This is a genomic window from Streptomyces spongiae (genome assembly GCF_009377185.1).
GTDB lineage: Bacteria > Actinomycetota > Actinomycetes > Streptomycetales > Streptomycetaceae > Streptomyces > Streptomyces spongiae.
In genome coordinates this window covers 1-1,171 of sequence record NZ_VJZC01001093.1, presented here as the reverse complement: position 1 = coordinate 1,171, position 1,171 = coordinate 1, and the positions used below count along the sequence as shown (strand labels likewise).

Annotated in this window: 1 protein-coding gene; it reads right to left on the bottom strand. The window is 71.7% G+C overall.

Going from position 1 to position 1,171, the window contains the following annotated elements; all coding sequences use genetic code 11:
• Window positions 1–15: 15 nt before the first annotated feature.
• The gene (locus FNH08_RS50335) at window positions 16–555 is read right to left on the bottom strand and encodes a DUF2617 family protein (RefSeq protein WP_152778724.1); all 540 of its coding nucleotides are present in this window, start codon (window positions 553–555) and stop codon (window positions 16–18) included.
• Between the last annotated feature and the right edge of the window lie 616 nt (window positions 556–1,171).

Here is a 1,171-nt window from a genome sequence, read left to right as displayed (position 1 = left end):
TGAACGGCCTCGTCCTCAAACGCCGGACGGGCTACGTGAGGCCCCCGCCCGTACCCGTACCCCCACCCTCGTCCTCGTCGCCACCAACTGCCCGTCCTGTGGGTACGCGTGCCAGGTGCGCCAGTGGACCTGGCCCTCGTGTCTCTGCGCGAGCAACGCCGTGAAGGCGTACGGGCTGCCGGGGAAGACTCCGGCCAGGCCGTGGGGGTGGTCGGAGACGAGGTCGAGCAACTCCTGGGCGCGGCCGGCGAAGGAGCCGGGTGAGAGGACCTCCACGCGGGCCGCGAACTCGTACTCCCAGTCGCCGGACCGCTTGGCCACGCCGAGGGGGAGCGGTGTGCTGGAACCCGCGATGCACGCGACCGTCTCCGAACAGCCACCCCGCTCCTCCTCCAGGAGTACCTGGTGGGACGCGCCGAGCAGTCGCAACTGGAGCTTCGCCCCGGCGAGTTCCAGGTCGAGGGTGGCGAGCGCGGGCAGCGGCTCACGCCCCAGCGCCCAGGCCAGGTCGGCCGCGCGCGTGTCGGTGTAGGAGGTGTTCAGGGTCGTGAGCATGGGTCGGCTCCGCAAGCACGCGAGGAGAGGGGTGAGGAACGGAGTGGGGGGTGGTCCGTCGCGCCCCGGTCGGCACCGGGGCCAGGCCCGGTCAGCCGGATCGGATCAGCCGGTTCGGATCAGTCGGTTCAGATCAGTCGGATCAGGTGACGTCCGGGGGCTGCGTTGGCGATTTATAGGGAATCATGAACTGTGGCGCCGCCACAGCGTTTTTACCCAAGTTCGTGGGGTTTCCATCCCCCCGAGGGCTACACAGCTCAACTGTTCAACGAGGCGGCATGGGCGCGGAGACGAGTGCGCATATGCGCGTGCGCCCCCGTGCGGGCGGTGTGCGCCATCGGACGGCGGCCCGCCCGAACCGCGACGCACGACGGCGGGCGCCCGCCGGGGGTGGAAAACAAGCGAGCGCCCGCCGGGAGGACAAGCGAACGCCCGCCGGGGAACAACCTCCCCCCGGCGGGCGCTCGTTCCGGGTCCGGACGCCATCCGGACCCGGTTCGCACCTTTCCCTGGTTCGCCTCCGGGGCGCGCCCCTTCGGCCCGCGCGGAGCTCGGCTGCCCCGTGTCAGCTGCCTCCGCCGCCGCATCCGCCCCGGTCATCCCTCCGCCGGCTCGA